This window comes from Lactobacillus mulieris, assembly GCF_007095465.1.
In the GTDB taxonomy this organism is placed as follows: domain Bacteria; phylum Bacillota; class Bacilli; order Lactobacillales; family Lactobacillaceae; genus Lactobacillus; species Lactobacillus mulieris.
This window is the reverse complement of record NZ_SDGL01000004.1, coordinates 25,025-51,101: the sequence shown is the minus strand read 5'-3', so window position 1 is coordinate 51,101 and position 26,077 is coordinate 25,025. Positions and strand designations below refer to the sequence as shown.

Here is a 26,077-nt window from a genome sequence, read left to right as displayed (position 1 = left end):
CTCCAAAAAGAAGCTCTATCAATATAGTTATAGGGCTTCTTTTTTAGTAAACATTTTTTGTTATTTAAATATAACACTATTGCATAATTAGTTATTTTATTTTATATTCATAGAGAGGGTATTAGGGATTTCATAGAAAGAGTGGATTTTTTCAATGAATTTACGTCATTTAGAGTTTTTCGTTGAACTAGCACATACTGAACATATGGCAAAAGCTGCTGAAAATTTAGGTATAACGCAGCCATCTTTGTCATATGCAATTAGCAGTATCGAAAAAGAATTAGGTGTGCCATTATTTGAAAAAGATGGACGTAATATTAAGTTAAGTAAATATGGAGAAATATATTTAAGATATGTCAAAGCTGGCTTAGCAGATTTTAGTAAGGGAAACACTTATATTAGTGAATTAGTTGATACTAATAGTGGAACTGTTCGTTTCGGTTTTTCATCCGCAGCACGTGAAGTAGCACCTGTAATAGTAAATAACTTTAAACATGAAAATCCTGAACAACATATCAGTTTTTACTTTGAACAAGATATCACATCAATTATTATCAAAAAACTACTAGATGAAAAAGTAGACTTAGCAATTGTAGCTAATCCTGATGATTTAGAAGCAGTGAATCTAACTCATTTATTTGATCAACAGCTATATTTAGCTGTTTCTGTTAATAGTCCATTAGCTAATCAAGATAAAATCAGTGTTAATGACCTTGCTTCATATCCATTGATTACATATCCCCACGTCAACTGTTTAAGACAAAATATTGATACTTTCTTTGAAAGAGCCGGGATAGAACCTAATATTTCAATGGTTTTGGCAGATACGGCACCTATAATGAACTTTGTAAATTCAGATTTTGGCGTTGCCATTGTGCCTAAAAGTGAACTAATTAATCAACACAAAATAAAATTTCTAGATATTGATAGTGATGCTGCTATTAATCCAGTTTATGTAGCAACTAAGAAAGATCACTTTTTATCTCCCGCAACTAAACGAATACTTGCTTATATCAAAGAATATTATAAAAAATAAAAACAAAACCGTTAAAGCCTTGCTTTAACGGTTTTTTATGCATTATTAATGTAATTCTAAATACTTCTCAGCATTTCTCAAATCAGAAATAGTTAATTGACCTGGAGCAGATGTCTGACCAACAGCACCAAATGATAAACTTGATCCAAATACCTGTCCAGCTATCCGACTGACTTTTCCTAAATCCCCCATTGCCATTGTAATGATTGGATTAGAAATAGTTTCATTTACAACTGTAGTAGCCATCAATAAAGTTAAAACATCCATGCTTGAATGTGGCATACATGCAAATTTAGGGATATCAGCACCTAATTCGGCCATCTTTTTCAATCTAAATTCGATTATATCTTTACTAGGTACTTTATCAAAATCATGATTGCTCATAACTACAATTACATTATATTGATGCGCCACTTTAACTAACCGTTTAACTGTATCTTCATCATGGAAGAGTTCAATATCAACAGCATCACCTAACCTATTTACAATAATTTGATTAAGCAAAGATAAATATCTTTCTTCAGGTAATGATAATACTCCACCTTCGTTTTTGGTTCTGAAAGTTATTAAAATAGGTATTTCTTCCATAACCTTACGAAGTTCTTGGGCTACCATTTTCAATGTATCAAAATTATTTATACCTGCTTCAAAATAATCAATCCGCCACTCCATCAAATCTGGCTTAGCCTGTATAATTTCTTTAGCTGCAGATATAATTTCTTCCCTTGTCCTTCCGACATTAGGTACGGCTATTTTAGGTAATCCTTCACCTAAAACCACATTTCTAATTTTTACAGTCGCCATAATACTTCCTACTTTCCTAATTTGCCAAACATCTTTTTATACCGCATAGCAATCATACTAGTATCAATAAATCCAATTAATGCAATAATCACATCAAAAAGCATCACATTTCGCATGTTTCCAATCCAATTAATTGCTAAAGGTATCGTAAATGATGCAATTGAACCTGCTGTATAAAAGAAACCTGTAACTGTTCCTTTACCAGCAGGGAAAAATTCAGCCATGACTGTTAATGCTAATTGCATTACACCACCTGCAGCAAAAAATCCAACCAATATCGATAAAATAATCATCAAACTAGCATTAGTAGGATATAACCACATTAGGGCTAATGAAATAAATGCACCTAAAGTGTAAATAGGAACAAATTGAATTTCACTAAATTTCTTACCCAAAACAGCAGTAGTTAGCACACAAATAATTGATCCTAAAGAATACCAACTAACTAATGAGTGAGCTGTTACTTGCGAAAGATTACCTATTTTTTGACCATATTGTGTAAGCATCTGGCTTACCAAATAAAAGGTTGCTTGTGAAATATATCCATAAATAATAAATAAAGTGCCATCTAACCATAAATTAGTTTTTACATTATTATCAGTTATCTTTTCTTCAACAGTTTTATTAGTTGAATTTGAGTCTGGGAAAGCTCCACCAAACATGAAATAAAGAAAAGTAAGCACCAAAATAGTTGCTGGAATTAAAAATGACCATCCATACCACATATGTGCAGCTGCTAAAAAGCTAACAATAAAGGGTAAGAAAAATTGCCCTGCACTAATAAATGCCTTTAATACAACATTAGAAGTTCCTTTAGAATTTGGATAAATTTCCATCAAACCTGGATAAGTACCGGTATCAAGGAACGAATTAGCCATTCCTGCTAAAATTCCTAGAATATACGCAATAACCGTATTCGGTGACATTAAAATGCCAACAAAGAAAATAAAATAAGTAACAATTCCTAATTGAACAAATGGTTTTCTCCCAAATTTATCAGATAAAACTCCTGAAGCTAAAAGATTTATAATTCGTCCAATTCCTAATGAAGAAACTACTGCAAGAGCACCAGTTTCCGTAGTTCCCCATTGGTGAGCCAAATTAGCTGCATTTTGAGACAGGATAATAACGCCCATCCCATGAACAAAATAATTGAAATAAAGCGCTAGGGCCGTAGGTGTATATTTATTCTTCATAACTATCCCCATATCTACTCAGTAAAATAATAGCTTTTAATTATTATCTTTAGCATCATTTTCAAAAATAACTTGACGAATATAATCAGTTGGCATGTCTTCACCAGTCCAAAGCTTAAATGCGGCAGCCCCTTGTTCAATCATCATGCCGATACCATTTAAAACATGCTTTACACCAGCTTTTTGAGCGACTTTCATTAGCTTAGTAGTTCTTGGAGCATAAACGGTGTCAAAGACAGTCATATCTTCGTGGAACCAACTAGGATCTTCAACTAAAGTCATATCTTCAAGAGGCTTCATCCCAACACCTGTTGCATCACAATAGATGTCGCATTCACTAATGGCACGCTTGAAGTCATCTTTGTCTTCCAAGTGGTGTAAACTAGCCTTACAGTTAGTCTTTTCATTGATTGTCTTCACATTCTTTTCAGCTTGAGACCATTTATCATCGTTAAGGTTAAAAATTTCAATTTCACTAACACCATCAAGAGCAGCTTGAACAGCAATTGGAGTTGCGGCACCGCCAGCACCAGCTAAACACATCTTCTTACCACGGATATCAATACCTTCATCTTCCAAGCTCTTCATAAAGCCAATTCCGTCAGTAGTGTAGCCTGTTAAAACGCCATTATCGTTAACAATAGTGTTTACAGCATCACACATTTCTGAAGCTGGAGATAATTTATCTAAGTATTTAATAACTTCTTTTTTATTAGGCATAGAAACATTTGAACCACGCATATCCAAAGTTCTAATAGCTTCAACTGCCTTAGGTAACTTCTTGTTATCAATTTCAAAGCAAAGGTAAGTAAAGTTTAAACCTAATTTTGCAAAAGCATTATTGTGCATTGTTGGAGACATTGAGTGGCGGATTGGGTAAGCCATCAAACCAATTAAGTAGGTATGACCATCAAGCCAACCATTAATAGGACCATTTACACCAGTTATTTTATTTGTCATAATTAAAATCTCCTTAATAAAAATCTTTGTTAATATGTTCTCAATTCACTTTTTATGGTATCGTTTTCAAAGTAAGCAATAAATAAAACTAGTTCAATTTATCAATAAAGACAGTTTATTATTTATCCTGTAAATTCGAGGAGAAATTTTATGAATTTAAGACACTTGGAATTCTTTGTAGAATTAGCTCATACTGAACACATGGCACGAGCTGCAGAATCTTTAGGTATCTCCCAACCTTCTCTTTCATATGCAATTAACAGTATTGAAGATGAATTAGGAGTGCCATTATTTGAAAAAGAAGGTCGTAATATTAAGTTAACCAATTATGGTCGCATCTATTTAAAGCACGTAGAAGCAAGCCTAGATGCCTTAAAAAAGGGCAATGAATACGTTGCAGAATTGCATGATATTAATCAAGGACATATTCATTTAGGATTTACCTATACTATGGGCCAAGACCTAGTACCTGAGTTAGTTTCAACCTTTAAAAATAATCCAACTGCTAAGAAAATCACTTTTTCGTATAGCCAAGATATTACAGATAAATTAATTGAAGAATTACTAGAAGAAAAACTTGATTTAGTTTTTGCATCAAAAGCTACAACTCCTGCTCTGGTAGCGCAAGTTAACCAATTTCACCTAGTAAATCAAGAATTATTAGCTGCTGTTCCCTTTAACCATCCTCTTGCTAAAAAAGATGAGGTTACTCTTTCCGAACTAGCTAAATATCCTATGGTACTTTATCAGCGTAACAGTGGCTTAGGAATTTTTCTCAAAAAAATATTCGATCAAGCAAACATAAAACCAAAAGTAGCTGTCGAAGTTCAGGAAGATCATTCGGTCTTAGGGTTTGTTCGTTATAACTTTGGGGTTGCAATCGTACCTCATATGTCACAATTAAGTAGTGGGATAGTGAAACTGTTACCTATTAAAGATAAGGCAGTAGTCCACCCAATTTATGCCATTACTAAAGCAAATCACTTTTTACCACCAGTTGTGCAACGTTTTCAAAGTTACGCTGAAAAATATTGTCGAAATAGTTTTAACGAAAAAAATACTATGATTTAAAAAAATAAGCTATTCTTATCTCTTAAAGGATAAAAATAGCTTATTTTTTATCGATTATTGCAATTGTCACTAGCATTAGTTCCAGCTAAAAAGCCTGAAGCATAGCTCCATGAATTCATCATACTTGGCATAGAGTCATGACCATTGGCACCACCAATTATTTCACCAGCTGCATAATAATTAGCTACTGGCTTCATATCACTATTTAATAATTGCATTTGGCTATTAGTTTCATACCCACCTAAAGTTGTACAGAAGCGAAGTTTTTGTTCAATAACGTAGTAAGTATCACCTGAATATTCATGCATAAATTTTGCCTCACGTCCGAACTCAGGATCCTTACCATTTTTAGCATAATTTTGATAATTAGATAAGGTATGCTGTAAATTTTCAAAATTAATACCAGCTTTATTAGCTACTGTTTCAAGATTTCCTTTTACTAAAATTGGGCTTTGCTTGCCATCAAGTGCAAAATAATGACTAATTTCATCAGCAGTAAAACCATATTTAAGCATTAGTTCATAAAATCTGTTCCAAATTCTTTGATCCATAAGAACAAAAGCTATCTGATCTTTTTGAGCAGCAATTGCATCTCTAAAATGAGTGTATGGATCTGATTCATTTACAATTCTATTACCAGCCCGATTAATAAAAATTGCCCCCATATCACTTGCTTCTTTTGTTGAATAAGTTGTAAGTTTAGCAATTCCAGGTTCAACTTCTAATCCATGTGGATAAACTTTATACCAATCTAAATTACGGCTAGCCAGATTTAATCCCTTGTTAAAGAAGAAATAATCTCCAGTTGAAGTCATTGGGCCATAATAAGGAATCGAAGTCCGCTTTTCTTTGAAGTCTTTGGCGCCCCAACCACCGGCAGCCAAAATAAGAGATTTAAACTTAACGTTTGTAGTTTGGTGCTTTCCTTCAGCAACTAAACTAACAGGTACACCATCTTCAGAATTGATTTTTTCAACACGCGCATCAAGTAAAATCTTGCCACCTTTTTCTTCAAAAGCAGTTGCTATCTTCTTAATTAATTCATATGAACTTTCACTTGGCATTTCCACTTGCCGATTAACCGAATGCTCAATTGTTTGTGTTTCTGCTTTTTGATAAGTCAAATTAGCAAACTCTTTAATAAAATCAACAGCCTTACCAATATTATTAACTAAAATCTTTGATAATTCAGGATAATTGGTACCTCGGCATTCACGAGTAATATCATCAAAAAGTCGTTTACTGCTGTCTTCTTGCGCCTCAGTACCAAATAATTGCTGAGCCAAGTTAGAACCTGTAGCTACTACATTTGAACCATTTAATATTGTAGCTCCACCTAAATAACCATTCTTTTCAAGAACTACTACATTTTTTCCCATTGAAAGAGCTCGGCAAGCTGCAATCAATCCTGCAGCTCCTGAGCCAATGACGGCAACATCTACATCTAGGTTTACTTCCCGATGTGTTTTATCGCTCTCTTTAGCTACTGGTGTAACTCCTGCTTGATTTAAGGCATTTTTTCCAGAATCAAGTAAGGCACTTGTCATAATAGTAGCGCCCGATACAGCGTCTACATCAAATGATTGCTCCTCTATAATGGAATTTTTTAATTTATCAAAAACCTGATTAAATATTGCTGGTGTTTCACTAGATTTGGTAACTTTTATATCTTTTATTTCGTTATTATCAATATTAATATCAAATTTAATCTTGCCATTACGACCATTAGCTTCAGCTTGCAAAGTTTGTTTTGTCATATTTTACCTCTCCTATCACTAATAGTAATCGGTTTCATTTTAAAATGTTTTTTAATTAAAAAAAACAAACAATGACATAATTATTAATAGATTCAGACTATTGATAGTTTTTCGTTTAATCCAACTGAAGCTAACCTTTTTTATTACATACTTTTACAATTAAAGCTAATACTGAACCTAATAAAGATAAAAATATATTCATAATTACAATATATTTCGCGGAATTAGCCCCTGAAAAACCAGTTATCCAGCTCGCAATAGAAAAAATTGTCAAATTAGATAAAGCTGAAAAGAAAGCTGCCCACGATTGCGCTGTTGCCTTAATTGTTGGATAGCTATTACCTAATACTGTTAAAGCAAGCTGATACAAACCACCGGCAGCAAAAAAGCCTACAGCCAGATTTGCAAATGACACTATCCAGCTTGCTTTAATTAAAACAGTAAGAATTAAGCTAAGTGCGGTAAATAAAGGATAATATAGCAAAAGGTCCACTTCTTTAATACCCTTTTTTATAATGAAGGAATTAAAAACTACTGCTATACTTGCTCCAAAAGCATAAATTGTTTGAAGATAGATGGGATTACTTACTCCATAACTTTTAGCTAATTCTTGATATGTATTTACCCATAATAAAAATACTGCAGTAGAAGTATAACCAATTAAAGCTAAAGCAATAACACTAATTGGCAGTCTATCAGTAAAAGCAAATGATTGTTTCACCAATTGCTTTTTAGAATGGTGTTGAGGAAATGGCAAGCATATTAATAAAAAAGCTAATGCTAAATAAACCAACCCTGTACCCCAAAAAACTATCCGATAGTTTGCTCCCAAAAGGCTAACAACAAAAGCAAAAATTGGTAAAGCAAATTGACCGATATTAATTGCAAATTTTGTCATAATTCCAGCAATTGAAGCATTTTTAGGAAATATTTCCATTAGAGAAGGAAAATTACTTGAATTAACGAAACTCTGTCCTATCCCAGAAGTAGTAGCAATTATATACGCAACAGTTAGATTAGGTGCATAAAGTAACCCTATAAAATAACTTGCCCAGATCAAATGACCTATAACAGCACAAAATTTTCTACCAAAATAATCAGACACTGGTCCTGTTATCAAAATCGATATAATACCGCCTAGCCCTATAGCTGCAACCACTTGCAAAACTCCACTTACATCAGTATGCCATATAGTAGCGAATTCTGGTTTATATTGTGCAACCATTGATAAACGTAATCCCATCATAAAATATGACAAATATAAAATACTTGCAGTTATTTTTAAATTATTTATTTTTTTACTAGCCATATCTATCAGCCTCGTACCTATAAGCTTATCTCAAGTATATTTGTAAGCGTTTATTCAATCAATTGTGCTTTACCATTAAATCGATAGATATAAACAATCAATCTTATAAAACCACTTATATCTTCCATCTAAAAATACTTGGTATCTTTTTTAAGAAAAAATGTGTTAAAGCTACAAGTAATGTCTAATTTGTGCTAAAATCGTTATGATTTTTAAAGCCTTTACATTTTATAAAAATCAAAAACGGAGAGGAAAACACTAATGACAAATGCAAAAACTGTCGGCAGCATTGAAGCTGGAGGTACCAAGTTCATTGTTGCTGTTCAAGATATTGAATCCGGTAAAATAATTGCAACTGACCGAATTCCCACTACAAGTAGAGAAGAAACTTTCAAAGCTTGTGCAGAATTTTTTAAGAAAAATCCAGTAAATGCCCTTGGTATTGCAACCTTTGGACCAGTTGATATTAATCCTGATTCACGTACTTATGGTTATATTTTGGATACACCTAAGCCAGGTTGGTCAGGTGCTAACTTCAAAGGATTTTTCGAAAAAGAATTAAACATTCCAGTTTACATCACAACTGATGTAAATGGGTCTTGTTATGGTGAATATATTGCCCGTGGTGCTGATAATACCAAAACTTACTTATACGTAACTATCGGTACTGGTATCGGTGGCGGTATTATCCAAGAAGGTAAATTTATTGGTCGTAACTACCACCCAGAAATGGGTCATATGATGGTAGTAAGAGCTGAAGGTGATGATTATAAAGGTGGTTGTCCTTTCCATGGTGCTTGCGTTGAAGGCATGGCCGCAGGTCCTAGCTTAAAAGGTAGAACTGGCATCCCTGGAGAAGATTTACCAAGAGATCATAAAGCATTTAGCTTTTTACAATATTATGTAGCACAAATGCTCTACAACGCCTACATGACCACTCGACCTGACGTAATGGTTGTTGGTGGTTCCGTTTTAAACGAAGATGATTTAGTACAAATCCGCAAATACTTTGATGACTTAAATAATAACTATGTAGCAACTCCTGACCTTGATGAATTAATTGTTCGACCAGCAGTTGCCAACAATGGTTCAGCAACTTTAGGTGACTTTGAATTAGCCAAAAAGTTATTAAAATAAATAATATAAAAAGACCTCGGAAATCCCGAGGTCTTTTTATTGCTTAATTAGGCTTTTTTCATGTGTTTGATTTGAGTTTTTACAAAAAATGAGACAAGTAAAGATATAACATCAATAATAATAAAAATAAGTAAAGTCTTGGAATAGTCACTGCCGTGACTGGTATAGGTGATAATTGTAGGACCAACCATTCCAGCAACTGCCCAAGCAGTTAAAGTGTAACCGTGCAAAGCACCAAGTTCACGAGTGCCAAACACGTCACCTAAATAAGCAGGAATTACGGAGAAACCAGCTCCGTAACACGATAGAAGAAGACAAAGTGCCATTGAAAATAGTAGTTCTTGTCGCAAATAAAGAATCGTGCCTAGACAAAGAATATCAACAACAAAAATCAAGGTATATGTTAGGGGACGACCTATATAGTCTGATAAACTTGCCCAGATCAATCGGCCAAAACCATTGAATAAACCAATAATTCCAACCAAAGCAGCAGCTTTTGCGGCATTCATATTGACCATTCCTTGAGCCATCGGAGAAGCCATCGAAACAAGGCCAATACCAGTAGTAATGTTTATAAAAAACATAAACCACAAACAATAAAAGGCTGGTGTTTTTAAAGCGTCATTAGCTCTCATTTGAATACCTGTACTATTTTTTGGCAAATTAGTTTGAGTAGGAACTTCTCCAGGTCGTGGGCGCTTAATTAATTGAGCTGCCAAGAGCATTACTACTAAGTAAACAGCACCTAAAATATAAAAAGTCTTTTCAAGGCCAACGCTTTTAAGACTCAAGAGGTGATTAGCAACAGTACTTGTTAACAAAGCAGCAAAGCCAAAGCCCATAATTGCTAGTCCAGTAGCTAGCCCCCGTTTATCTGGGAACCACTTAATGATTGTAGAAACAGGAGTTACATATCCTGCTCCTAGCCCTACACCACCAATTACTCCATAGCACAAATAAAGTAGCCAAAGTTGATGAGCTCCAATTGCAACACCGGTAAGCATTACGCCTAACCCGAACAAGATGGCAGAAACTGTACCAGTTACAGTAGGCCCATATTTTTCAACTAATCGTCCCATAAAAGCAGCAGACATTCCCAGGAAGAAAATAGCTAAACTAAAAGCAAATGTTACTGCTTTAATAGACCAACCAGTTTCAGCAGCGATTGGTTTTGTAAAAACGCTCCAAGCATAAACAGAACCAATCATTAAATGTAAAACAACGCCAGCAAGGGCGACAACATAACGGTTTCTTTTCAATTTTTACCTCCAAAGTATCAAGCTAAGTTAATGCTTACAGGTATGAATATACTACTTTCCAAAAATGGGTCAATCAAAATTGTAATATGCAAGCAACAAGATGTGCTATACAAATCATTGATATATTCAATATATTGGGGTAATGAAAATTTTTAATATTTTTTTGTAACATAAAAAAACAGAAGCAGGTATCTTCCTGCTTCTGTTCATTTCTGTACGGATATTAATTACTTATATTCAATTTCTTGAACAACATCACCGGCTGAAAGTGGCCTTGGGTCAACTGCGGATACTGATTTTAGTAAATCCATATTAGTATAAACCACAATAATTGTATCTGCTAACCCAGCTTGTTTTATCTTGTCTAAATTTATTTGGGCTAATTTATCGCCTGCCTTAACTTCTTGATTCATTTTTACAAATACATCAAAAGGAGTTCCCTTTAATTCAACAGTATCAATTCCCATATGAATCAAGACTTCTAACCCTTTATCTGTTGTAATTCCAAGAGCATGTTTAGTAGGAAATAGAGTGGTACTTTTCCCTGATAAAGGAGCAACAATCGTCCCATCAAAAGGTTCAACAGCAAAACCATCACCCAACATTTTTGTTGAAAAGACATCATCATTAACGTCAGTAATTTGAATTAAATCTCCCTTAACTGGTGATACAACTTTTAACTTTGAATTTCTTTTAAATAAACCGAACATTGCTTAACCTCTATTTCTTAAATTCAATTATTACCAATAGAACAAAACTAAGTAATAATAACGCTGTACCTAAATTTATAACTAGCTTGGCTTTAAGATTGATTTGTTTTTCATTTGGAAGTTCTTGGCTTAAATAAATTCCTAAGATTGCCATAATTACACACATAAAATTACCAACTAAAGCTTGTGTAATAACTTGCGTAACCATAAACACTCTATAAGTTTTTCTTTTATAGAATATTTCTAAATTTAAAAGACAAAAATAGCCAATTATCAAATCGCATAAAGCTATAATCACTCCAACTGCTAATCCTGCTTGATTTTTTAGAAGATTAGAAAAAGTTGTTGCTGATGTTACTAAATGTAGGCCTACTAATGCTGCACAAGCAAGTGGCACAAAAATTAATACATATGAATACCACTTCAGCAACTTTTTAGGCGTTAATTTTAAATTTTGAACAATTCTATCTAAAAAGCTAGAAAAGTTTAAATGTGAAATCATAGCTATCCCTTCTTCTGTTGCCAATCAAAATATCCATTCATAAGCAAATCAATCAAAATATATGCTGGAGAGAAACAGGAGCGGGGGCTACCCCCCCCCATTATTTTTATAACTAAAATCAATTGTTTGGAAAAAGAAACTATAATCTGAAATCGTAGCTAAATCATTACTTCCCATTTTAGTTAAAGATACTAATTTAATCTTATCTCCAACTAAACTAATCTTCTTTAATTCATTTACTATGGATGAATTATTTCCGGAATATGAAATTGTCCATAACATATCTCCCTTATTGAAGAATTGACCTCTCATCTTCAACTCATCCAACGCTGATGGCAACAACACAGTTTGCTTGCCAAATAAAAATAATTCTTTAGAAATATAACTAGCTAATAACTCTTGCTGCCAACCGGTTGAATACAAATATATTGTTTTAGCTGTTTGAACATCAATATAAAAATTAGTTAAGTTTCGTGCTTCAAACTGTTTAATAGTGTTAGTAGTTAAGTCAGCCATTTCTTTAACAAAATTATTATTTGGGTGATTTTTTATTGAAGAAACTGCTGAAAGTTCAAATTTTAATTCACTATAACCAGATAGTCCCAATTTTTTACACAATCTAAAAATAGCTGATTCTGAAACATATAATTTTTTAGATAAATCTTTTAAACTAAGCTGAGAATTTTCTTTAGCTGAGCTTAATAAACCTTGAATAATCTCTTTTTCAGATCCACTCAAGTCACCTTGTTTTTCATAAATACGCGTTTGTAAATTCATGTTCTCATCCCCCATTATGCTAATTTAAATATAGCACAATGGACTAATACAAAGGACTACAGACGTTGATATTTTGAATATTTTTCTGTTAAAATATTGCCATTTTGTGTACAATGAAAGTCTTTAACACTTTTACATTATTTCTTTCATTTTAGCAATAATGTCATCTGTTTCTAACCCTACTGCAATATCTACTTCTTTATCTTTTATTTCTAAGTTGTATGCCCCAACTTGTTTAAATGCAACTTCATCTGCCACTAAGCTTGGATCTACAACAGTTACTCTTAATCTTGTAGCACATGACATTAGTTTTTCGATATTACTTTGGCCACCTAATAGATCAATAAATCCAGTAGCCTTTTCAAGAGTTGGATCCACTTCTGTTGAAGCAACATTATCGTGGCCTTGCTCTTGCATCATCGCTTGCATTCTTTCAAGAACTTGAGCAACATCTAATCCGACAATTACTTGCAAAGCTTTACCATGGTGTACAACACTGACAGCTTTATTTTGCTTAAATGCTGAATCAGAGGCAACTTTATTAGTATCTACAACAGTCACTCTTAATCTTGTTGCACATGAAGTTAAATCTTCAATATTACTTGGACCACCTAATAATTCAAGATAAGCAGATGCACGTGCAATATATGGATCATTAGCATTTGCACTTCCTGCTTTTTCAGCAGCTTTCTTTGCTTTGTATTCAGCTTTTGACAAAAGTTTAACATCTTCATCATCAGCTTCACGACCTGGAGTAATATAATTAAACTTCAAAATCATGTATTTAAAGACGAAGAACACAATTATTGCAAAAATAAACCCAATAACAAATTGAATAATATATGTTTGCCAATGGTGTGGCCAAAGTGGAATCCAGTTTTGAGCAGCAATACCAATTGCACCATCAGTCATATTACCTACAACACCAAAAGCACACATAGTAGTGTTCATAGTTGCTGAAAGCAAAGAATAAATCACCCATAATACAGGTGCCGCAAACAAATAAGTAAAGTCAACAGGTTCCGTAATTCCAGCAAAAACCGAAGTTAAAGCTGCTGGAATAAGTAATGCTGAAGTTTGCTTTTTCTTGCTCTTTTTTGCAGTTGCATAAAATGCATAACAAATTGCTGGAACTAAGAATACTTTTTCATTCCCATAAAGTTGGAAGCCTAATTCTGGTGCCAAAACACTAAGTGGCTTACTACTTTGAGCAAATTCTGCCAAGTGCTTTAGCCAATATGGTTGTAATCCACCTTCAACAACTGCTGGACCAAATTGGAATGGAATATATACTAAGTGGTGTAACCCTGTTGGAATAAGGATACGGTTTAAGAATGTATAAATCCCAACACCAACTAAGCCGCTATGTACAATAAAGGTTTGCATACTTGTAATTCCTAATTGAATCTTAGGCCATACTAAACAAGTCAAGAATGCAAAAGGAATCATTACAAAGAAACCTAACATTACAACATATGTTGAACCTTGAAAAGTAGCTAACCAATCTGGTAACTTTTTATCAAAGAAATGATTATGCAAATAAATAACAATTCCGGCTACTAATAATGCCCCTACCATACTGGTGTTAAGAGTTTTTATACCGGCAATCATTGTAAGACCGCCATTTGTTGAGTTAGCAACTAAATCCTTAGCATAATTATTTACGCCAAAAAATGGACCCCAATATTGTAAAAAGCCAGCTACAAAATAATTAAAAGTTAAGTAGATAACTAGCGATTCCATTGCAGCTCTACCTTTAGCTGCATGTGCTAAACCAATTGGCAAACCTACAACAAATAATAAATTAACTTGATTAAATACGGTCCATCCACCATTAGCTACAACATTCCAGATTCCGTTCCAAAATGTCCCTTCTTTGGCAAGCGAACCAAAGATCAATGGATTGGTAAATAAACTACATAAAGCTACGACAATACCTGCAAATGAGAATAGAAGGACTGGAACAAACATTGCGGCTCCAAACCTTTGGAGTTTCTGCATCATAATTTTTCACCTCGTAAGCAAAAAGGTGCTAGTAATTAGCACCTTTTATATCTTTACAACTATATTCAGATTTTGATTACTTTAATTCTGGCCAATAAGGTGCGTTAACTGGAATCATATCGTCAAGAATCTTCTTTGCAACAAGTGCATCTGGGACTGTCTTGTTAAGAGCAAATGCTTGCCACATCTTTTCATATGAATGTTGTTCATAAGCATCAACAACTAATTGTTCACAAGTTACTTGTTCCATAATCATCCCTCTTTGGAATCTGCCAGCTTCACCACAAGCAATTGGTTGAACACCATCTGCACCAAATAAGCATGGAACTTCTACAATTATATCGTCTGGAAGGTTTGAAATAGCACCATTATTAGGAATGTTTGCTAAGAATTTTTCATGAGTGTTGTAGGCAATTGCATGACAGATATCAACAATATATTCTGAGTGAATTGCATTCTTATCCCAAATATTGTTCTTAGCTGTACCTGCTTCAACGATTCTCTTACATTCACCAAAGACAATCTTTTGGCGATATTCAAGAATTTCATCAGTACGAGTATGATGTGGATCAGCATGTGCTACTTCGTATTGTGGGTAGTAATAGTACTGCATATAAGTATTTGGCAACGTATCAGGTTCCAAAGCATAGCAATCTTTGGCTTTCTTAAAGGTTTCTACCCAACTAGCTTCAGTATCCTTATCGAAATCTCCACCTACATAATATCCATTTTCACGAACATACTTCTTAAGCTTAGGCATTAAGTCCTCGCCAGTCTTGTAGTTTCTAACTTCTTTCCACCAACCGAAGTGATTCAAACCATAGTAGATAAAGTCTAAATCATGGTAATCTTTAAGGCCACAGATGCGAGCCATTCTAGTCATAATGTCAATTGGCATATCACAAATATTGATTACCTTTGACTTTGGACGGAAGCGACGACAAGCTTCAGAAACAATTGCAATGGTGTTTGAATAATTAATCATCCAAGCATTTGGTGAATACTTTTCCATGTAATCAATAATTTGAATGATTGCTGGAATTGAACGTAAACCATATGCCATTCCTCCGGGGCCGGTTGTTTCTTGACCATTTACACCATATTTAAGAGGAATCTTTTCATCATGACTACGCATTTCGTATTTACCAACACGAATTGAACCAAAGACGAAGTCAACATCAGTAAATGCTTCTTCTGGATCAGTAGTATATGAAAACTTTATTTGTGGTGCACGTTCTTTAATAATAATGGCACATGCATCACCAATCTTCTTTTGTCGTTCAGCATCAATATCATAAAATTTAATTTGGCGAAGTGGGAATTTATCTTGTTGATTAATTAATCTTAAAATAAATCCTGGTGTAAAAGTACTACCACCACCAGCAATTACAACTGAAAACTTTCGATCATCTTTAACCATAAATCTGTCTCCTTAGAAATGATAAACATTTATTAAGTGAGGTACCTTACATGTTTATTTATACCAATTATTTTTATTGTTTGGAAGCCTTTTCATTACTATAGAATTAGTATTTCACTGTTTAAAAATAAATTGTCAGCCAGTGAAATATATTTCAAAGAAATTCTTCATACAAAAAGCGTTGATAAACTTAGTGTCATCCTAAGTTTATCAACGCTTTCAAATTCACTTTAAAAAAGATTAATCTAAATCATTGCATAAAACTTTTATTACTCGATTGTATACTTCTTGTCTATTTTGATGAAGACCATGATCACTCTCAGCTATTAGATGAATTTCAGATTGTGGCCAAATTGCATGATATCGAATTGAAGCATAATTATTTACATTCATTTTTTCAATATCTAAATATTAATCTTTATTCGTCCTCACCATTTAATTTCAACAGCAAAGCATACAAAGCCCCATAAATATTAGCTTCATTCATAAATTTTGCTCTTACGATAGTTGGCCGTGTCAACATTTTAGCAATAAATGGAACTTCATTAGTAATCAATCGGTATTGTTTATTGATAGCTTCTACCACCTTGGGTTGAGCACTAATGCCACCACCAATTACGAATTTATCCAAATCAACTACTGATTGAATATTAAAAATAATAGTGGCAACTTCTTTACACTCTCGCTCTAAAATTTTTAATGCCTGATCATTGCCATTATTAATAGCATCAAAGGCTGCATACCCATCTTTTAAATCAGAATTTCCAATTAACTTATTAACACTTTCAATCATTTTTACAGCTGAACCATAAGTGCAACCAAAACGTTCAAAGCCTGACTTATCTCCTTCAGTCTGCATAAAACTAAGTTCACCTGCTTGAAAATGACTGCCTCTCCAAATTCTGCCATCTAAGATAATTCCGCCACCAATACCAGTTCCTAAAACAACTGCAGCACCATTATTAACCCCTTTTAATTCACCAAGCCAAAGCTCAGCTAATGCCGCAGCTTTACCATCATTTTCAACACCAACAGGAACGTGATATTTATCACCAACAAGTCGTTGAAAATTTACACCGTCTAAATAAGGTAAAGCTCCCCCAAAGTAAACAGTGTTAGCTTTCGTATCTACTTTACCCGGTGCACTAAAAGCAATTCCTTCAAATTGTCCCTGATACTGATCTGCAATCTTATAAACTGCTTTTAAAAAATCTGCTAAATTATCCGTTGGTGTGGGTACTTTATCATGCTCAATAATTTCACCTGCATTATTTAAAAGGGCATATTTCAAATTAGTACCGCCAATATCGAAAGCTAAATATTGTGTCATTTTATTACGTCTCTTCTCTTCTTTTTATATTTATTATATGTATTATTAGTAACTAAATTAGGTTATCAATTGACCTAATTTTTTATTACTTTCCATTTAGCCAAAAATCTAAAATTGGTGCTTTGTTTTTATATTAATCCTATGTACCCGCAAATAATGTCCCAATCCATAAACTGTTAAAAGTATAAAAGCAGCTGCACAAATAAACATCGCAAATCTTGGCGTTGAATTACCTAACACCCCAGATAAGGAATTAAGAATATATGGAGAAACTGAACAAGCAATGTTAATCAAAACTAAAGCAATCGTTGTAGCTAAGTTAACTGAACCATGTGGTGCTGCCCAAGAAAGCCAATTATACAAGTATGGGACAGCTAAAGCTGCACCGAAGCCAAGAACAATATTTCCAGCAAAAATCATAACCAAGTTGGTCGCAAAACCAAATAATAAAAATCCGATTGCAGTAATCAAAAATCCGATTGGGAAAATTTTATCATGTAGCTTCTTGAACAATATCCCAAAACTTGCCCCAAGTGGAATTCCACATAGCCCAGTAATACCAGTTAATGCCGCATATTGACTCATACTACCTAATTTTTCAGAAGTTACCAAGAGAGGTAGCTTGTAAGAAAGTGGCATATAAAAAATAAATAGAATGAAAAAGACGGTCCAAATCACAACTAATTTTGAATTAATTTTTTCTCTATTCTTTGGTGCAGCTTTTTTAGTTATCGTCTTATTAGCTTTATCATTAGGAATAAATAGGGCAAATAAAATAAAAACGGGAATAATTAATAAATAAATACCAAAAGCCATGTGCCAGTTAATGGTAACTAACCAACTTAAAATAAATGAAACAAGAGCTGTTCCTAAGGCTCCCATTACATTTTGAAAACCTAACATTGAAGCAGTTTCTTCTTCATCATCATTATAAAATTGGGGAATCAATGATACTGCCAATGAATTGAATAATCCTATTCCCATTCCTAATAACAATCTGGAAATTGCAATCATCATAAAGCTACTTGCATACATCGGAAAAGTACCACTAATTAGAGCTAATACTAATCCTGATAGAACTGTTTTCTTTTGCCCTAAAAATCTAATCAAAACAGGACTTAAAATCAGCCCTAAAATGATTCCAATATTAGGTAAAGTAATTAAACCTTCAACACTAGCCTTACTTACTCCACTAAATGCAGGATAAAGTAGTGGCAAAGCTGATGACACAGCTGGTGCAATCATCAACAGTGTTGAAATAGATAGCAATGCTATTTTAAAAATTAGACTATTTTTATTATATTTCATCGTACAGCCCTCCTATATTTTTCACTGTCTAGCATACCTTTATGAGTAAGCGTATACAATACTGTTAGTTATCTAAAAAACGGCGTTTATTGACCAATTTAAATTTGGTTACAAATCGCCATTTTTTAGTCATTGAGTTGTTACTTTTTTCACTTTATAAGCTGTACACTGTAACTGAATTATGACTAAGGAGGAATTAATTATGGCTGATTTACCAACTTCTGTAGATGAATTACGTGCTATTTTTAAAAAAGGAGACGATGCACGTGATGCCGGTTTACCTACTAATATTCCCGAAGTAGAGAGAATCGATAATTTAAGTTATGGACCTGACGAAAAGTGGAATTTGTTAGATATTTATTTACCAAAAAATAGAACTGGAAAAGTCCCCACCATTATTAGCATTCATGGCGGTGGCTGGGTATATGGTACTAAAGAAACCTATCAATTTTATGGCATGTCTCTTGCTAAAATGGGTTTTGGATTTGTAAACTTCAATTATCATTTAGGACCTGATGTTGTTTTTCCTGGAATTTTAGATGATGTTCAACTGTTAATGGAATGGATTGAAAACCATGGTGCAGAATACGATTTGGATTTGAAGAACATCTTCTTGTTGGGAGATAGTGCCGGTGGGCAAATGACTGAGCAATATTTAGCCATTTCTACTAATGATGATTTTCGTAAATTATTCGGATATCAACCTTTAAGCTTTAAATTTAATGCTGCTGCCTTAAATTGTGGTGCCTACTTTATGTTGGACAAAGAACAAACTCAAGGTGCTGTTGCGGCCTACTTTGCACCAGAAGCAATTAAGGATAAAAAAGAGCTTTTAAATACTGAACAATACTTAACCCAAAATTTGCCACCATTATTTATCATGACAGCCAATGAAGATTTTTTGCATGATAATGCTATTCGCTTAGATGGCTTTTTAAGAGCTAAAGGAATTAAGCATGAGTTGCATATTTATGGCACTCCCGATAAACCTAGACAACATGTCTTCCATTGCAATGTTCGAGATGAAATTGGACAGCAATGTAACAAAGATGAAATCGATTTCTTCAAGCAATATATTGTAAAATAGGTTTATCTCAGTTCTAGTGGAGGACTGCAATGCCTATGTATGAACATGAAATTGTTAAACCCGTTGGTCAATTATCAATTTGGTACCATATTTTTGATGATAATCAAGCATGGAATGCTTATATTCCTGCTCATTGGCACAGAGGAATCGAATTAAGTTATATAGAGCGAGGATCGATTGATGACTTCAGAATTGGTGATGCCCATTTTTCTTCTAGTTCAGGAAAAATTTTAGTAGTTAATACTCAAGAAATTCATTCAATAAAAACTCAAGTCAAACAAAATGATTTAGCTCTCTCAATCATTTACCCGTACTCATACATTGAGGGGCTATTTCCAAAAATTAATAATTATCGAATTGAAATCAACCATCCTGAAAACTTTACTGAATTACAAAAGTTAGCTTATCTGAATCTTAAAAGCCAGCTAATTCAATTTATCGCAACAGCTCAATTAAATTCTAATGATCGAAATATTCGATTATCAATTATTTCACTAGAAATTTTAGATAATTTACTGAACAATTTTGTTCAAAAAAGAAAACAACTTCCTGCTAAAAAAGAGGTAATAACTCAAAGACTTCAAGAAATTGTTGAGTATATAACTACAAATTTACAGCAAGACTTATCTTTAGAAATAATTGCTAACGAGTGTCATATATCACGAGAATATCTTGCAAGATTTTTTAAAAAGAATATGGCAATGACTGTTGCAGAATATATTCGTTACCGTAGAGCAATTTCAGCTAGAAAAGATTTACTTTCAAAGAATGCAACTTTAACTGAAATTGCTATTGATAATGGGTTCAGTGGCATTCGTTCTATGAATCGGGCATTGCAGGAATTTTATCACGAAGATGCAAAAGAGATTCGTAAAAGAGAACAGAAATAGACAATAAAAATTGCATAGGTTGTTGTATAATTAAAGATCTAATCAGAATCAAAAAGACAGCTGTTATCCTCAGCTGTCTTTTTGATTTTTATTGTTTCCAAAATTAATTGGTACTATTTATAGGCTCTAAAATGTAGGCAATAAAAAAGACGGTCATCAGACCGCCCACCGTTGCATGTTTTCACACATGCAGAACTTCTCTCTGTGCTTATTATATCACATTTTGTGATAAAATTGAATTGCATGTTTTCATGCCACTTTTTTTATGAAAGGAGGTATCAGCATGCAGAACTTCTTTCTATTACTACTTGTCTTGCTGGTTCGTGAATTACGAAAATTAATTCATGAACTGAACATTATGTTCAATAAAAAGTAAGGTAGTACAAAGCCACGATTATGCGTGGCTTTTTTATTTTCCAATTGTTTTTCGGATAATACTGCAAACTTTGAGGCATGCTTTTGAACTTTTTGCTTTAAAACTCATTCGTTATGTAAGTGTAGGCAATAAAAAAGGCGGTCATCAGACCGCCCACCGTTGCATATCTTTTGAGAACATGCAGTTACTCTTCTTTTATTTATTATAACACATAATATGCTAAAATAAAGTTTGCATATCTTCTAAACCTGCTTTTATGAAAGGAGGTGAGAATATGCCAGTTACTCTTCTTCTCTTATACTTGCTTGTTCGAGAAATTCGAAAGATTCTTGAACTTTTTAAAAAGTAAGTATGGTAAGCCACGGGAAACCGTGGCTTTTTATTTTCCAATTACTTTTCAAATAATACTGCAAACTTTGAGGCATACTTAATCTTTTTACTTAAAAACTCAATCGTTACATAAATGGAGGCAATAGAAAAGGCGGTTCTAACGAACCACCCATAAAACGTCGACGACGGATTGATTTCCCTTTCAATTCTTCTTACACGTTAATTCATTATTTTTATTATCGTGGTACCTCCGAAGTACCTGAAAAAACTCTTCAAAAAGTTTTTAGAAGATAATCAAGACTAATTGTTGAGCAAGAAAAGAGTAGTCATTTTTGATTGCTCTTTTTTTTTAAAACACTCTTTGCTAAAATCCATGATGATTCATTTCATCTAACTTCTTTTTTAGCTCTTCATTCTCCGCTACAAGTATTTCTTTTTTAGTTTCTTATCCACCTCAGACTTTGTGTAAAAAAGCTTTTATATTAAATTCCCTTGAAACACGAAAACAATATACTATAGACTAAAAGATATTATCTAAAAACTAAAATAACAAATAGAAAGGGTTTAATATCACATGGTCATATCTGAATTTACATTAAAAGAAATTTTACAAGTTATCTGGGCTAATACATTCCATATCAATACAAAAAAATCTAAAATTCTCCAAATTATTCTTGGTATCTTAATACTACTAATTCTTATTGTGTTTTTTCTTATGTATTATAATTCTAGAGAATTTGTTACACTAAATAAATTCTCTAGAATTGTCTTTGCATTACTCTATACACTTTATCCTTTACCTATGCTCTATTTACAGTTTTTTTAATACTAAGCCTTATCTATAAAAGAAAACAGATAATTTTTTTCGAAAAAACTTTTTCTGATAATTTATCAAAAATAGATACTTCTACTTTCAGAAATTCCAATATTAAAATCCCTTACATAAAACATGCTCAAGAAAACTTTATAAAAGCTCAATTCTATGATGTAGGTGGAATATACAATGATATTATTTTAGTTAAAAAAATCTCTAAAATACCACATCTTTCTAGTAAAAATATCCTTTATATCAAGAAAAAAGATTTAACTCCTGAACAATTATCTATCTTAAAACGCCATGTAAAACTTTGGATAGGTTAATTTAGACTAAGCAATCAAAGAATCATATTTAAATTTACAATAATAAAAAAGATAGGTATTCCCCCCTTCTTTTACGTAGCCCTTATATATTTTGCATATAACAGGAGTAATCTCTAGTTTTGTAGTACTACACTTATGAATTAACACAAAAAAGCCACTTAATTTACGATTAAGTGGCTCTTTATTTTCCTAGCTTAAATCTTCACCATTTGAAGCAATAACTTTCTTATACCAATAGAATGAATCCTTCTTGTAACGCTTCAAACTACCGTTACCTTCATCATCTCTATCAACATAGATAAAGCCATAACGCTTACTCATTTGGCCTGTACCAGCACTTACAAGGTCAATACAGCCCCAAGTAGTGTACCCAATTAAATCTACACCGTTATCAATTGCTGCTTTCATTGCTTGAATATGTTGCTTCAAATAGTCAATTCGATAATCATCATGAACTTCATTATCTGCAGTCAATTTATCAACTGCACCTAAACCATTTTCAACGACCATTTGTGGCAAGTGATAACGATCATTCATCACTTCAAGGTAATATTCTAAGCCCATTGGATCAGTAGCCCAGCCCCATTCGGAATACTTCAAATATGGGTTCTTAGCTCCTGCTGCAAAATTACCACCAACTTTATCCTTAGTTTCATGGGTAGTAATTACATTAGACATGTAATAAGAGAAAGTGTACATATCAACTTTACCAGCTTTAAGATCTGCTAAATCTTGGTCTGTAATATCTAAGTGAACATTGTGTTCATTCCACAAACGCTTAGAATAGCTTGGATATTCACCCAAAGCTTGTACATCCCCACAGTAAAAAATATTTTGTTCCCAAGCATAACGATTAGCTAAAATATCCTTAGGATCTGGTGTTAGTGGGTAATTTACAATGCCACAAATCATGTTGCCGACAACATAATCAGAATCAATTTCGTGAGCAGCCTTAACTGCACGCGCACTAGCTACAAATTGATAATGTAATTTTTGATAAGCATGTTGATATACTGCATCATCATTAATCTTTTGTCCAAACATATTAAGCATTAACAAACTACAATTAATTTCATTAAAAGTCAGCCAATACTTAACTAATCCCTTATATTCTTTGAACAATACTTTAGCATACTTTACGTACTCATCAATCATTGCTCGGTCTTGCCAATCATTGTATTTTTCACTTAAATACAATGGATCTTCATAGTGAGAAATAGTAACTAACGGTTCAATATTATATTTCTTTAGTTCTTCAAATACCTTGCGATAAAAATCAAGTCCCGCTTGGTTAGGCTCTTTTTCATCTCCCTTAGGGAAAATTCTTGTCCAAGCAATAGACATTCTAAAGGTCTTAAATCCCATTTCAGCGAATAATTTAATATCTTCTTTATAGTGGTGATAAAAGTCAATTGCCACATGATTAGGATAGTATTCACCTGGTAATATTGCACCTTTTGCGCCTTGGGGTAGCCCAGCACCTGGCATAGCTGGTGTTTCTCCGGCTTTGCCATTAAGCATATAAGTTAACATTCGTGGCTTATTTAAACTACCAGCAGTTGTAATATCTGTTACTGATAGGCCTTTTCCGCCTTCATCATATCCGCCTTCAAGTTGATTAGCAGCGGTTGCTCCACCCCATAGAAAATCCTTTGGGAAACTTGTCTTTGTACTCATATTTTTCCTCCTAATCCAAATCTAAAACATTATCACCAATATGAACTACTCCTTGTTTAGTTAAGCTAATTTTATGATAGTTCTTTGTATTAGTAATCACAATTGGTGTTGTTACGTCATAACCTGCCTTTTTGATTGCTTCAATATCGAATTTAACTAAAGGCTCTCCTGCTTTAACAACTTGATCTTTTTTAACCAAAGTTTCAAAACCTTTACCATTCAAGTTAACAGTATCCATACCAATGTGCATCAAAACTTCAGCGCCATCATCTGTATGCATTCCAATTGCATGACCAGTTGGGAAAACCAAGACTACATGACCATCAGCAGGAGCTCGCAGAATACCTTCACTTGGTCTAATAGCTGCGCCATCTCCCATAGCCTTAGTTGAAAAGACTTCATCCTTAACTTCAGATAATGGAATTAATTCACCATTCAATGGACTAACTAAAGTAGTTGGCTTGTTGTAATCAGAATTTGTTTTAGCAATTGCAGCATTTTTCTTAATTTCAGTTGCTTCATTAGCTGCTGTTTGAACATCTTGTGCAATGTGTTCTTGATCTTGTGCATCAACAGCATCCTTACCAAAAAGCATTTGTAAAACAAATCCTAAAATGAAAGCTACAACCATTGCAGCAATTAAATAGTAAAGTGAGCTATTAATTCCAGTCTTAGGATTAATTGCGGCTGGGATTACAAATATCCCCATACCACCCATCATATAAAGTTTTACGTTACCTAAAGCAATAATAATAGTTGCCAAAGCAGAAGCAATACATGAAATAATGAAAGGCTTTTTTCTTGGAAGAGTTACACCATAAATAGCTGGTTCAGTTACACCAAAAATGCCGGAAATAAAAGCTGGAAAGGCAATTGCTTTAGTTTTTTCATTTTTTGTTTGGAATAAAATTGCTAATACAACACCGATTTGGGCAAATGAAGCAGCAAGTGATAAGTCAAGAATTTGATCAAAGCCATTTGCAGCCAAGTTAGCAAAGAACACAGCCACAAATCCCCAGTGAACACCAAAAATAACAAATACTTGCCAAAATGCTCCCATCAAGATCCCTGCTAAAATTGGGCTAATGTGGTAAGCAGAAACAGTGATTAATGATAATAAGTTACCAAACCAAGTGGCAATTGGCCCAATTACTAGGAAAGTAAGTGGAACAACAATTAATAAAGTAAAGAACGGAACAAGGAAAGTTCTAACTACTGCTGGAACCCAACTTTTAACCCATTTTTGAACATAACTTGCAAACCAGACTGCTAAAATTATTGGAATAACAGTTGATGAATAGTTCATCATAATCACTGGAATACCAAAGAAGGTAGTGTGAATATCTGATTGTAAGAAGGTTCCCTTAAATACTGTCATCAAGGTTGTCTTACTACTACTAATTGCAACAATTGCTGGATAAACCATTGTTGCCGCAATTCCCATCGCAGTAAAGATTTCAACCTTAAACTTCTTGGCAGCATTAACTGCAATTAAAATTGGCAAGAAGTAAAAGAAAGCATCCCCAATTGCATAAAGGATTTGATACTCACCTGATGTTTTAGACAATAATCCAAGCGAAGCACAAGCAGCAACGATTCCTTTAATCATACCAGCACTAGCTAACGCACCTAAAAACGGTGTAAAGATACCTGAAACGATATCAATAAACTTATCAGCAATTGACATATTGCTAGTATCAACATAATCATCGTCTACTTGTCCACCATCACTAAAGCCACCTACTTTAACTAAAGTGTCATACACATCTGCAACTTCATTACCGATAACTACTTGATATTGTCCAGCTGATTTAACAACCGTTACAACGCCATCCGTATTTTTGAGCTCATCATCATGAGCCTTCTTTTCATCTTTTAGCTTAAAACGCAAACGAGTAGTACAGTGAACTACACTAACTACGTTATCCTTACCGCCAACTCCAGCGATAATCTTTTTACTTAGGTCTTCGTAGGCCATAATTTACACCTCTTAACAA

General features: G+C 33.5%; 21 protein-coding genes. 5 read left to right on the top strand and 16 right to left on the bottom strand.

Annotation, left to right across the window (positions count from 1 at the left end; all coding sequences use genetic code 11):
* The first annotated feature begins 154 nt into the window (after positions 1 to 154).
* Entirely contained in the window at positions 155 to 1,036 is an 882-nt protein-coding gene (locus ETI37_RS02380; RefSeq protein WP_006586206.1) for a LysR family transcriptional regulator, read from the top strand.
* Positions 1,037 to 1,081: 45 nt separating this feature from the next.
* Here ETI37_RS02380 and aroD read toward each other — a convergent pair whose 3' ends face one another.
* Genes aroD through ETI37_RS02365 form a run of 3 tightly spaced genes read right to left on the bottom strand, consistent with a single transcriptional unit; the run spans position 1,082 to position 3,996 of the window.
* Positions 1,082 to 1,840, bottom strand: coding sequence for a type I 3-dehydroquinate dehydratase (gene aroD / locus ETI37_RS02375; RefSeq protein ID WP_006586205.1), 759 nt, complete (start codon positions 1,838 to 1,840; stop codon positions 1,082 to 1,084).
* Between the two features lie 8 nt (positions 1,841 to 1,848).
* Positions 1,849 to 3,036 carry an MFS transporter gene (locus ETI37_RS02370; protein WP_006587577.1) on the bottom strand — a complete coding sequence of 396 codons (1,188 nt, stop codon included), beginning with the start codon at positions 3,034 to 3,036 and terminating at the stop codon, positions 1,849 to 1,851.
* A gap of 36 nt (positions 3,037 to 3,072) precedes the next feature.
* Entirely contained in the window at positions 3,073 to 3,996 is a 924-nt protein-coding gene (locus ETI37_RS02365; RefSeq protein WP_006586203.1) for a shikimate dehydrogenase, read from the bottom strand.
* A 150-nt stretch (positions 3,997 to 4,146) separates the two neighbouring features.
* On the opposite strand from ETI37_RS02365, the gene ETI37_RS02360 reads away from it, so the two are divergent.
* A complete protein-coding gene (locus ETI37_RS02360) occupies positions 4,147 to 5,067 on the top strand; it encodes a LysR family transcriptional regulator (RefSeq protein ID WP_006586202.1) in 921 nt (306 codons plus the stop codon).
* A 47-nt stretch (positions 5,068 to 5,114) separates the two neighbouring features.
* Here ETI37_RS02360 and ETI37_RS02355 read toward each other — a convergent pair whose 3' ends face one another.
* A complete protein-coding gene (locus ETI37_RS02355; RefSeq protein WP_006586201.1) occupies positions 5,115 to 6,824 on the bottom strand; it encodes an FAD-dependent oxidoreductase in 1,710 nt (569 codons plus the stop codon).
* Positions 6,825 to 6,954: 130 nt separating this feature from the next.
* Positions 6,955 to 8,133: an MFS transporter gene (locus ETI37_RS02350; protein WP_006586200.1), complete on the bottom strand. Its 1,179-nt coding sequence runs from the start codon at positions 8,131 to 8,133 to the stop codon at positions 6,955 to 6,957.
* A 261-nt stretch (positions 8,134 to 8,394) separates the two neighbouring features.
* Here ETI37_RS02350 and ETI37_RS02345 point away from each other — a divergent pair, with 261 nt between their 5' ends.
* On the top strand, positions 8,395 to 9,270 hold the full coding sequence (locus tag ETI37_RS02345) for an ROK family protein (RefSeq protein WP_006586199.1): 876 nt from the start codon (positions 8,395 to 8,397) through the stop codon (positions 9,268 to 9,270).
* A gap of 47 nt (positions 9,271 to 9,317) precedes the next feature.
* Here the strand turns inward: ETI37_RS02345 and ETI37_RS02340 are convergent, their stop codons facing one another.
* The 9 genes from ETI37_RS02340 to ETI37_RS02300 form a co-directional block, all read right to left on the bottom strand.
* A complete protein-coding gene (locus ETI37_RS02340) occupies positions 9,318 to 10,529 on the bottom strand; it encodes an L-lactate MFS transporter (protein ID WP_006586198.1) in 1,212 nt (403 codons plus the stop codon).
* A 227-nt stretch (positions 10,530 to 10,756) separates the two neighbouring features.
* Positions 10,757 to 11,239, bottom strand: a complete 483-nt coding sequence (locus ETI37_RS02335; RefSeq protein WP_143458383.1) for a PTS sugar transporter subunit IIA — start codon at positions 11,237 to 11,239, stop codon at positions 10,757 to 10,759.
* Between the two features lie 10 nt (positions 11,240 to 11,249).
* Positions 11,250 to 11,765, bottom strand: a complete 516-nt coding sequence (locus ETI37_RS02330) for a hypothetical protein (RefSeq protein ID WP_006587575.1) — start codon at positions 11,763 to 11,765, stop codon at positions 11,250 to 11,252.
* A gap of 63 nt (positions 11,766 to 11,828) precedes the next feature.
* A complete protein-coding gene (locus ETI37_RS02325) occupies positions 11,829 to 12,518 on the bottom strand; it encodes a MurR/RpiR family transcriptional regulator (RefSeq protein ID WP_225306401.1) in 690 nt (229 codons plus the stop codon).
* Between the two features lie 132 nt (positions 12,519 to 12,650).
* Entirely contained in the window at positions 12,651 to 14,522 is a 1,872-nt protein-coding gene (locus ETI37_RS02320; RefSeq protein ID WP_143458381.1) for a PTS sugar transporter subunit IIBC, read from the bottom strand.
* A gap of 76 nt (positions 14,523 to 14,598) precedes the next feature.
* Complete coding sequence (locus tag ETI37_RS02315; RefSeq protein ID WP_006586193.1) at positions 14,599 to 15,942, bottom strand: family 4 glycosyl hydrolase; 1,344 nt, start codon at positions 15,940 to 15,942, stop codon at positions 14,599 to 14,601.
* A gap of 240 nt (positions 15,943 to 16,182) precedes the next feature.
* The gene (locus ETI37_RS02310) at positions 16,183 to 16,335 is read right to left on the bottom strand and encodes a hypothetical protein (RefSeq protein WP_006586192.1); all 153 of its coding nucleotides are present in this window, start codon (positions 16,333 to 16,335) and stop codon (positions 16,183 to 16,185) included.
* Between the two features lie 25 nt (positions 16,336 to 16,360).
* Positions 16,361 to 17,272: an ROK family protein gene (locus ETI37_RS02305; protein ID WP_006586191.1), complete on the bottom strand. Its 912-nt coding sequence runs from the start codon at positions 17,270 to 17,272 to the stop codon at positions 16,361 to 16,363.
* A gap of 108 nt (positions 17,273 to 17,380) precedes the next feature.
* The gene (locus ETI37_RS02300; protein WP_006586190.1) at positions 17,381 to 18,580 is read right to left on the bottom strand and encodes an MFS transporter; all 1,200 of its coding nucleotides are present in this window, start codon (positions 18,578 to 18,580) and stop codon (positions 17,381 to 17,383) included.
* 181 nt (positions 18,581 to 18,761) lie between these two features.
* On the opposite strand from ETI37_RS02300, the gene ETI37_RS02295 reads away from it, so the two are divergent.
* Complete coding sequence (locus ETI37_RS02295; RefSeq protein WP_006586189.1) at positions 18,762 to 19,667, top strand: alpha/beta hydrolase; 906 nt, start codon at positions 18,762 to 18,764, stop codon at positions 19,665 to 19,667.
* A gap of 29 nt (positions 19,668 to 19,696) precedes the next feature.
* Positions 19,697 to 20,557 (top strand): helix-turn-helix domain-containing protein, encoded by an 861-nt coding sequence (locus ETI37_RS02290; RefSeq protein ID WP_006586188.1) that lies wholly within the window; start codon positions 19,697 to 19,699, stop codon positions 20,555 to 20,557.
* 2,035 nt (positions 20,558 to 22,592) lie between these two features.
* On the opposite strand, the gene ETI37_RS02280 is transcribed toward ETI37_RS02290, so the two are convergent.
* A complete protein-coding gene (locus ETI37_RS02280) occupies positions 22,593 to 24,080 on the bottom strand; it encodes a glycoside hydrolase family 1 protein (RefSeq protein WP_006586186.1) in 1,488 nt (495 codons plus the stop codon).
* 10 nt (positions 24,081 to 24,090) lie between these two features.
* Positions 24,091 to 26,058: a beta-glucoside-specific PTS transporter subunit IIABC gene (locus ETI37_RS02275; protein WP_006586185.1), complete on the bottom strand. Its 1,968-nt coding sequence runs from the start codon at positions 26,056 to 26,058 to the stop codon at positions 24,091 to 24,093.
* Between the last annotated feature and the right edge of the window lie 19 nt (positions 26,059 to 26,077).

Excerpts from the sequence above, each read along its gene's own strand:
- ETI37_RS02360 (WP_006586202.1), top strand. The coding sequence starts at position 4,147 with ATGAATTTAAGACACTTGGAATTCTTTGTAGAATTAGCTCATACTGAA.
- ETI37_RS02300 (WP_006586190.1), bottom strand. The coding sequence starts at position 18,580 with ATGAAATATAATAAAAATAGTCTAATTTTTAAAATAGCATTGCTATCT.
- ETI37_RS02280 (WP_006586186.1), bottom strand. The coding sequence starts at position 24,080 with ATGAGTACAAAGACAAGTTTCCCAAAGGATTTTCTATGGGGTGGAGCA.
- ETI37_RS02325 (WP_225306401.1), bottom strand. The coding sequence starts at position 12,518 with ATGAATTTACAAACGCGTATTTATGAAAAACAAGGTGACTTGAGTGGA.
- ETI37_RS02355 (WP_006586201.1), bottom strand. The coding sequence starts at position 6,824 with ATGACAAAACAAACTTTGCAAGCTGAAGCTAATGGTCGTAATGGCAAG.
- ETI37_RS02295 (WP_006586189.1), top strand. The coding sequence starts at position 18,762 with ATGACTAAGGAGGAATTAATTATGGCTGATTTACCAACTTCTGTAGAT.
- ETI37_RS02315 (WP_006586193.1), bottom strand. The coding sequence starts at position 15,942 with ATGGTTAAAGATGATCGAAAGTTTTCAGTTGTAATTGCTGGTGGTGGT.
- ETI37_RS02290 (WP_006586188.1), top strand. The coding sequence starts at position 19,697 with ATGCCTATGTATGAACATGAAATTGTTAAACCCGTTGGTCAATTATCA.
- ETI37_RS02320 (WP_143458381.1), bottom strand. The coding sequence starts at position 14,522 with ATGATGCAGAAACTCCAAAGGTTTGGAGCCGCAATGTTTGTTCCAGTC.
- ETI37_RS02370 (WP_006587577.1), bottom strand. The coding sequence starts at position 3,036 with ATGAAGAATAAATATACACCTACGGCCCTAGCGCTTTATTTCAATTAT.
- ETI37_RS02305 (WP_006586191.1), bottom strand. The coding sequence starts at position 17,272 with ATGACACAATATTTAGCTTTCGATATTGGCGGTACTAATTTGAAATAT.
- ETI37_RS02365 (WP_006586203.1), bottom strand. The coding sequence starts at position 3,996 with ATGACAAATAAAATAACTGGTGTAAATGGTCCTATTAATGGTTGGCTT.
- ETI37_RS02350 (WP_006586200.1), bottom strand. The coding sequence starts at position 8,133 with ATGGCTAGTAAAAAAATAAATAATTTAAAAATAACTGCAAGTATTTTA.
- ETI37_RS02275 (WP_006586185.1), bottom strand. The coding sequence starts at position 26,058 with ATGGCCTACGAAGACCTAAGTAAAAAGATTATCGCTGGAGTTGGCGGT.
- ETI37_RS02345 (WP_006586199.1), top strand. The coding sequence starts at position 8,395 with ATGACAAATGCAAAAACTGTCGGCAGCATTGAAGCTGGAGGTACCAAG.
- ETI37_RS02380 (WP_006586206.1), top strand. The coding sequence starts at position 155 with ATGAATTTACGTCATTTAGAGTTTTTCGTTGAACTAGCACATACTGAA.
- ETI37_RS02335 (WP_143458383.1), bottom strand. The coding sequence starts at position 11,239 with ATGTTCGGTTTATTTAAAAGAAATTCAAAGTTAAAAGTTGTATCACCA.
- aroD (WP_006586205.1), bottom strand. The coding sequence starts at position 1,840 with ATGGCGACTGTAAAAATTAGAAATGTGGTTTTAGGTGAAGGATTACCT.
- ETI37_RS02310 (WP_006586192.1), bottom strand. The coding sequence starts at position 16,335 with ATGAATGTAAATAATTATGCTTCAATTCGATATCATGCAATTTGGCCA.